Origin of the sequence: Cyanobium sp. Cruz-8D1 (assembly GCF_024345975.1) — a bacterium.
GTDB lineage: Bacteria > Cyanobacteriota > Cyanobacteriia > PCC-6307 > Cyanobiaceae > Cyanobium.
Genome location: NZ_JAGQCD010000080.1, coordinates 1 through 6278, shown reverse-complemented (window position 1 = coordinate 6278; position 6278 = coordinate 1). Strand labels below are relative to the sequence as shown.

At 65.8% G+C, this 6278-nt stretch carries 9 protein-coding genes and 2 pseudogenes; 4 read left to right on the top strand and 7 right to left on the bottom strand.

The features are described from left to right. From KBZ33_RS20840 to KBZ33_RS20830, 3 genes and pseudogenes are all read left to right on the top strand, one after another. A pseudogene (locus KBZ33_RS20840) lies at positions 1-369 on the top strand (hypothetical protein); the annotation flags it as partial. A gap of 183 nt (positions 370-552) precedes the next feature. Further along, positions 553-1113 (top strand): annotated as a pseudogene (locus KBZ33_RS20835) (N-6 DNA methylase); the annotation flags it as partial. A 26-nt stretch (positions 1114-1139) separates the two neighbouring features. Beyond that, positions 1140-1970 carry a GIY-YIG nuclease family protein gene (locus KBZ33_RS20830; RefSeq protein WP_254955399.1) on the top strand — a complete coding sequence of 277 codons (831 nt, stop codon included), beginning with the start codon at positions 1140-1142 and terminating at the stop codon, positions 1968-1970. Between the two features lie 571 nt (positions 1971-2541). Here KBZ33_RS20830 and KBZ33_RS20825 read toward each other — a convergent pair. Together KBZ33_RS20825 and KBZ33_RS20820 are read right to left on the bottom strand one after the other, a co-directional pair. Further along, positions 2542-2961 carry a type II toxin-antitoxin system VapC family toxin gene (locus KBZ33_RS20825; protein ID WP_254955396.1) on the bottom strand — a complete coding sequence of 140 codons (420 nt, stop codon included), beginning with the start codon at positions 2959-2961 and terminating at the stop codon, positions 2542-2544. Next, positions 2958-3206, bottom strand: a complete 249-nt coding sequence (locus KBZ33_RS20820; protein ID WP_254955395.1) for an AbrB/MazE/SpoVT family DNA-binding domain-containing protein — start codon at positions 3204-3206, stop codon at positions 2958-2960. The genes KBZ33_RS20825 and KBZ33_RS20820 overlap by 4 nt, the downstream gene beginning before the upstream one ends. Positions 3207-3339: 133 nt before the next feature. Here KBZ33_RS20820 and KBZ33_RS20815 point away from each other — a divergent pair, with 133 nt between their 5' ends. Continuing rightward, positions 3340-3711, top strand: a complete 372-nt coding sequence (locus tag KBZ33_RS20815; RefSeq protein WP_254955394.1) for a hypothetical protein — start codon at positions 3340-3342, stop codon at positions 3709-3711. Between the two features lie 7 nt (positions 3712-3718). Here the strand turns inward: KBZ33_RS20815 and KBZ33_RS20810 are convergent, their stop codons facing one another. The 5 genes from KBZ33_RS20810 to KBZ33_RS20790 form a co-directional block, all read right to left on the bottom strand. Beyond that, on the bottom strand, positions 3719-4120 hold the full coding sequence (locus KBZ33_RS20810; RefSeq protein ID WP_254955393.1) for a type II toxin-antitoxin system VapC family toxin: 402 nt from the start codon (positions 4118-4120) through the stop codon (positions 3719-3721). Next, positions 4117-4392: a FitA-like ribbon-helix-helix domain-containing protein gene (locus KBZ33_RS20805; RefSeq protein ID WP_255011960.1), complete on the bottom strand. Its 276-nt coding sequence runs from the start codon at positions 4390-4392 to the stop codon at positions 4117-4119. Before KBZ33_RS20805 ends, KBZ33_RS20810 begins: the two co-directional genes overlap by 4 nt. Positions 4393-4640: 248 nt before the next feature. Next, entirely contained in the window at positions 4641-5042 is a 402-nt protein-coding gene (locus KBZ33_RS20800) for a PIN domain-containing protein (RefSeq protein WP_254955391.1), read from the bottom strand. Beyond that, complete coding sequence (locus tag KBZ33_RS20795) at positions 5042-5272, bottom strand: AbrB/MazE/SpoVT family DNA-binding domain-containing protein (protein WP_015109551.1); 231 nt, start codon at positions 5270-5272, stop codon at positions 5042-5044. The genes KBZ33_RS20800 and KBZ33_RS20795 overlap by 1 nt, the downstream gene beginning before the upstream one ends. Positions 5273-5546: 274 nt before the next feature. Continuing rightward, on the bottom strand, positions 5547-6080 hold the full coding sequence (locus KBZ33_RS20790) for a cytochrome b/b6 domain-containing protein (protein ID WP_254955390.1): 534 nt from the start codon (positions 6078-6080) through the stop codon (positions 5547-5549). Positions 6081-6278 lie beyond the last annotated feature (198 nt).

The following is a 6278-nucleotide window of genomic DNA, read 5'->3' as shown; positions in this document are numbered from 1 at the left end:
GTGCCGACAAGAACTACGACACCAAAGGTTTTGTCGCTGAGATGCGGCGGATCGGTGTCACGCCCCACGTGGCCCAGAACACCGCCCGCAGCGGCGGCTCAGCGATCGATGCCCGCACCACCCGCCACGTGGGCTACGCCAAGTCGATCAATGCCCGCCGGGGGATCGAAAAGGTGTTTGGTTGGATCTAGCCGAAGGCTTCTCCGTAGGCGAAGCCTTCTCGAAGAGAAGGAGTAGGCGTTCGGCGGACTGCGCCAGTTCAAACTGCGCGGCATCGAGAACGTCAGTGCCGTGTTCGGCCTGTACGTGATCGCCTACAACCTGATCCGCCTGGGCAACTTGCTCAGGCCCACCATGGCGGCGGCATGAACCAGCAGATGCCCAAAGGTGTGCGCAAACGGCATCAGCCGGGCCACCAAAACAGTCCAAATGCTGCGAAATCGGGCTGTCTGAGCGCTTGAACTGAACCCATCTGACGAAATCACCGAGAAATCAGCTCGGAGATGGGAAAACACGACTGCTTAGACGGTTTTTCCGCAAACTCCTAAATCCGCTGCCGATTTCGCCTTCCTGCTGCACGGCTTTCACTTCCTCAAAGAGGAAGGCGTGATGGCCATCATCCTGCCCCATGGGGTGCTTTTCCGTGGTGGTGCCGAGGAACGCATCCGCACCAAGCTGCTCAAAGACGGCCACATCGATACCGTGATCGGCCTGCCTGCCAATCTCTTTTACTCCACCGGCATCCCGGTCTGCATCCTCGTGCTCAAGCGATGCAAGAAGCCCGACGACGTGCTCTTCATCAACGCCGCCGAGCACTTCGTGATAGGCAAACGCCAGAACCAATTGAGCCAGGAGCACATCCACAAGATCATCCACACCTATCAGCAGCGAGAGGAGGAAGCCCGCTACTCCCGGCGGGTGGAGATGGCCGAAATCGAGAAGACCGGCTTCAACCTGAACATTTCCCGCTATATCAGCACGGCTGTTGCCGAGGAGGAGATCGACTTGCAAGCCGTCCATTCCGAGCTGGTTTCCCTTGAGAAAACCATTGAGGACGCTCGCGAGAAGCACAATGCGTTCCTTGAGGAACTGGGACTGCCCCGTTTGCTGTGAATGTAATGGTGTACTTGCCAGAAGCCATGAGCCCCGCCCGCCCCTTCGCCCTGCGTCTGTTCGTGCCCTCTGGTATGCCGGAGGGCATGCGCATCGTGGAGAAAACAAACTGGAGCGGCATCGGCTTTGTGGTGCCTCGCTCCCAGCTCAAAGAGTTCACCCAGCGGCCGGACGCTGGTCGCCCGGGTGTCTACGTGCTCGCCGGGCCAGATCCTGAGGGTGGCGCCGATCGTGTCTATATCGGCGAAGCCGATCGCTTGGGCCGACGCCTCGAACAGCACCAGGCCAAGGAGTTCTGGACCACCGCCTACGCCTTCACCTCCAAAGACGGCTATCTGAACAAGGCCCATGCCCAACATCTGGAGGCTCGCCTGATCCGCTTGGCCCAGGAGGCCAAACGCTGCCGCCTGGAGAACGCGGTGCAGGGGCGCACCATCACGCTGGCGGAGATGGACCGGGCCGAGGCTGCTGGCTTCCTTGAAGAACTCCTCCTCTGCTGCCCGGTGCTCGGCTTCCGCGCCTTTGAGCAGCCCACGGGCAAGTCCGCCGCATCGAGCCGGCGGCTCTTCCTCCTCAAGGGGCCAGAGGCCTCCGGCCAGGGCTTCGAGTCACCTGGTGGCTTCACGGTGCTGCGTGGTGCCAAGGGCCGCACCGACTTCGTTGACTCGACCCCCGCCGGATGGGTGGCGGTCAGGGTCCAGCTGGTGAGCCAGGGGGTGTGTTTCTGGAGGAATCAGCCGGTCTCGTCCTCGCGCAGGATTACGAGTTCAGCTCCCCCTCCCAGGCGGCTTCGGTGGAGGTGGAGGAGTGAAAGACACCAAGGCCCCGGCATCCGCCAGCGGCGAGATCATCGTTGATGAGGCACCAGATGGCAGTGCCCAGGTGGATGTTCGCCTTGATCAGCACACTGTTTGGCAACACCAGAAGCAGATCGCCGACCTTTCCGGGCGTGAGTGCTCTGTGATGTCCAAGCAAGTCCGCAATGACTTTCGGAAGGCAAGTTAGACCCGCAGGCAACCAGTGCATAACTTGCACAAGTTCGATCTGATCTGCCACGCGCTTTATAGGCCTTTGAGCGGTTCGGTTTCCGGCTCAGCGCCTTCACGCTCACTGCAGTGAATCACTCCCTCGCGTCCGCCGAGCCGAATGACAATCCCGATGATCTCTCCTTCGTAGGCATGGCAGAGAGCTTCGTCAGGGAACCTGGCCAGTTCCTCAATCAGGCTTTTCACGGTTCTCATTGGCGGAATCCGTTCATTGATCTCTTCTGAGCGTAGGGAGCTCACCCCAGCGTCCGCACGATGTCCTTCATCAGCAGCACCAGATGCCAGGGGGCGGTGGGGACCACGAACGCCCTGCGGTTGCCCCATGGGCATAGGTTTGCCTTTGGTGCGGCCATCGAAGGATCACGCAGCGCCTTGGCTTCGCTCAGGCAGGAACGAACAGCCGTGGCGCGAGATTGAGATGGCGGATGCGTCGCCCGAAGCCACGATCGTCAAACGACGCCATTGCCTCGCAACTGCGGCAGCTGGCATGGTGCAGGGCATCGGCGAAGTCGAGCCCGCTGCGCACACCGGCCACGGCCTGCTCCAGGGCTGGCCGGTCTTCTGCGGTGAGGCCGGGATGGGCCAGCAGGTGGTCGAACACCTGCAGCACCTGCTCCACCGGGAAGCCGTAGTACCCACGCAGCACCCACTCCAGCTCCAGGGCCACCGTTTTGGCCAGGAACAGCGGCTGGCCGGATTCGATCAGATCGCGGGCGGCCCGGCGCTGGCGTTCCGTGGCCGCATCGGCGTCGTCCTCCGCCACGAAGTAGCGGGCCAGCACATTGGTGTCTACGCCAATCATGGGCGCAGCAGGCTGGCGGGATCGAAGTCCGCCGGCACGGGGGGCCGGTTGGTCCTCAGCAATCCGAAGCCGCTCTCCGGCACTGGCTGCGCCGGCTTCCAGGGTCGCAGCTCGATGTGATCCCCCACCAACGCGAAGCTGACGCGGCTGCCCCTGGCCAGCCCGAACTGCTGCCGCAACGCCTTGGGGATGGTGACTTGCCCCTTGCTGGTGATCGAGCTGGTGGCGGCATCGGCTGGGTCCATCGACACCGGATGCAGGGCTGGTATTACCAGGTAAGGCTAGCTGGGGGTGTCGGCGCCAGGGAATGGCGTCGGTTCGACTATCACCAGCGTGTGAGACACCGGTGGCACTTCCCTGTGCAGCCGCCCCAGCCCCTTGGCCACCCGCGCCGTCTATTCGTTCACCGGTTTTCCCGGCGTTCCTGAGCGCCATCTCTACCTCCACCACGACGGCTACCCCACCGGTGCCGCCTGGCGTTTTGCCACGGCCCTGCGCCAGCGGCCGGAGCCAGGGGCGTTCGCGGCCGCGTTCCTGGCCACCCAGCCCGGCGCCGACCCCCTGGTCGCCCCCGAGCAGGCCGCCGATGCCGAGTACCGCTATCAGGTTCAGTTGCTGGCCGGGGACGCGGCCCCGCTCCAGGTGCAGGCCTGGCGGCGTCTGCCGGGCGGCAGCCTCTGGCAGCTCCGCTGCGGGCCGATGCCCCTGGAGCTGTTCATCCGGCGGTTTCTGCCGGGGGATCCGCTGTGATCAGGCGTCAGGGCACGGCTTGCTCCAACGGGGTGGTGATCGCGGGAAAGGCCCGCAGCAGTTGGCGATCGCAGCTGATCAGGCGGGTCTGGAGCGCCAGGGCGGCCGCCACGAACTCACAGTCGTACGCGCTGCAGTCGCTCCCCTCGACCAGCCGGAACACGTCGGCGGAAACCACCGGAACCTCCCGCCCCTGAAGTAACGATTCCGCCTGGCCCTGGAGCCTCAGCACCTGCTGGTGATCCAGCTGCCCACGTCTCAGGTAACCGCTGAGCACGTTGCGCAGTTCGCTTCGCCAGAGCACCGGAGCGGCCCATTCAGGGTCGTGAAGCAGAAGTGCCTCAGCCTTCTCGGTCTGGGGGCCTGCCAGCAATAGGTAAGCCACCACGTTGGTGTCCACCACGATCATGGGTGGCCCTCGCGCTTGAAGGCATCGATCTGGTCGGGCGTGAACGCCGCTTCCGTCGGCAGGCTGTGGCGCAGGGCCCGGATCTGCTCCAGTCGCTCGGCGGCCGTGATGGCCTGGGGCGGAAGGGCCGCTTCCAGGCACACGATCGCTTCGTTGTTGAGGCTGCGGCGATGTTGCTTGGCCGCTTGCTTCAGGCGGCCGTAGAGGTCGTCGGGGAGATTCTTGAGGGTGAGGCTCCTGGCCATCGCCGTTGCCGGGGCAGCGGCAACCATTTTGCAACCAAAACGGTTGCACCTGATCCTCCGTCGCACGGACTTGAAGGCGCCGATCATGGGTTGCGGATTCCATCGGCCCTGAGACACGGGTGGCGCTTCGCCACGGCCCCGCCCAGGCCGCCGATGCCGAGTACCGCTACCGGGCGGCACCCTCTGGCAGCTCCGCTGCGGGCCGATGCCCCTGGAGCTGTTCATCCGGCGCTTCCTGCCCGGGGATCCGCTTTGATCAGACCGTTGGGGTGGCCTCAGCCCAGCCAGTCCTGGGGAAGGTGGGCCAGGGAGCGGAATTCAGGATCCTTGTGCACCAGCACCGCCCCCTCCTGCTCAGCGGCGGCGGCGATCCAGGCATCGGCCACGGAGAGGGGATGGGTGGCCTTGATGGCCGCCGCCCGGTCCAGCAGGGCGTCACTGGCCGCGACCCAATCCAGGGGCAGGGAGCGCAGCTGGGCATCGGCGAGGCGGGCGGCCCGTTCGCCTTCGTCCTTCCACACCCGGTAGAGCAACTCCATGCGGCTCATGAAGCACACCAGGCAGCTGCCCTGGCGGGCCTGGGAGCGCTGCAGCCGTTCGGCGACGCGCTCCGCGCCGGTTTCGTTGTCGCGCAGGGCCAGCAGGGCGGAGGTGTCGAGCAGCCAGCGGCCGGCCATCAGGCCTCCTGCTGGCGATCGTGGCGGCGGTCGGCGAGCAGACGGGTGGTGGCTCCCCCGGCGCCGGAGCCGCGGAAGGCGGTGATGGGATCCAGGGCAACGGGAACCACACGGATGGTCCCGTCGCCCTCCACGATCCATTCCAACCGCGTGGACGGACCCAGCTGGAAGCGTTCGCGGATCGGGGCCGGAACCACCGTCTGGCCGCGGGCGGTGATGGTGCTGCGCATCGCCTGAAGTACTGATATTGCTCAATCGTAATTCAGATGGCCGTGGAGGGATGGCGCAGAGCCTCGATCCACGGTTCTTCCGCGACGCTCTGGCCTGCTACTGCCCCACACGGAAGGTACGGCTGCGCACACGCCTGAGCACCGAAGATCTGCTGGCCGTTCACGACGACGGCGGCGAACGGGTGGCGTTCATGCTCGAAGCCCACCTGGAGCCTCCCCATCGGCCCCGTGGATCATGGACTCTTCCCTGGGGCGCGTCCTCGGGGCTGGACGTTCAGCCCACCCGCTTCAGATACCGCCGCACCTGCTCCGGCCAGTCGCCGGGCCGATCCCCCGGCCGCAGGGTCGTGCTGGCCATCGAGGCCAACAGGGGCGTTCCCCCCAGCCGCAGGCTGCCTGCCACATGCAGCACCACCGCCAGGCCGATCACCAGCCAGGCCACCAGGTGCAGGCTGTAGGCCAGGTGGTGCAGCTGGCCGTCCCGCAGCCAGTCCTCCTGCATCAGCTTGCCGGTGGCCACCGCCAGCACCAGGGCCCCCAGGGCCATGGCGTTGGTGGAGCGCCGCAGGCGCGCCCGGCCCAGGCTGAGGGCGTAGGCGGCGAAGGCCAGCCCGAGGGGCAGCAGCAGAAAGCCCGCCTGGCCGTGCAGGTCGATCCAGTTGCCGCCGGGGGTGAAGGGCAGCCGCCCCCAGCGGCCGTCGTAGCGGCTGTACACGAACAGCCCGCTCAGCCAGCAGCCCAGAACCAGCAACGCTGTGACGCCGTGGAGCAGCCGCAGCAGGGAGGGTTGGTACGGGGGGCGCGCCATCGCCTCAGCCGGTGGTGTCCCCCAGCGTGTCACGGGAAAGGGCCCGGATCACTCCAGGCCCCAGGGTGGCGGCTCAGTCCATGGAGCGAAGCAGGATCGACTGGGCGGGATTCAAAGTCCCACTAACCGATTGCAGGCGCCGTGAGGGCCACGGGGGTGCTGGCGGTGGCCGCCAGATCGAGGGGGAAGTTGTGGGTG